The sequence below is a fragment of the Phocaeicola sp. RTP21198st1_B8_RTP21198_201120 genome (assembly GCF_040929485.1).
GTDB classification, from domain to species: domain Bacteria; phylum Bacteroidota; class Bacteroidia; order Bacteroidales; family Bacteroidaceae; genus Phocaeicola; species Phocaeicola dorei.
In genome coordinates this window covers 1-329 of sequence record NZ_JBCOCI010000425.1, presented here as the reverse complement: position 1 = coordinate 329, position 329 = coordinate 1, and the positions used below count along the sequence as shown (strand labels likewise).

1 protein-coding gene is annotated in these 329 nt (G+C 40.7%); it reads left to right on the top strand.

Annotated elements, in window-relative coordinates; all coding sequences use genetic code 11:
• On the top strand, nt 1-329 hold a 329-nt coding region (locus AB5935_RS26945), incomplete at both ends, for a UDP-3-O-acyl-N-acetylglucosamine deacetylase (protein WP_368327971.1).

The following is a 329-nucleotide window of genomic DNA, read 5'->3' as shown; positions in this document are numbered from 1 at the left end:
ATGCAGTAGCCGACAATGTGACAGAAACCACTCGTGGTACTGTATTGTCGAAGAATGGAGTCAAAGTAAGCACCGTTGAACATGGTATGGCAGCCCTCTACGCATTGGGCATTGATAACTGCCTTATTCAGGTTAACGGACCGGAATTTCCTATTTTAGATGGTAGTGCACAATATTATGTACAAGAAATAGAACGTGTAGGAACAGTAGAACAAAATGCCGTCAAAGACTTTTATATTATCAAGTCTAAAATTGAGTTCCGGGATGAAACGACTGGTTCTTCTATCATCGTACTTCCTGACGAGAATTTCAGTCTGAATGTACTGGTT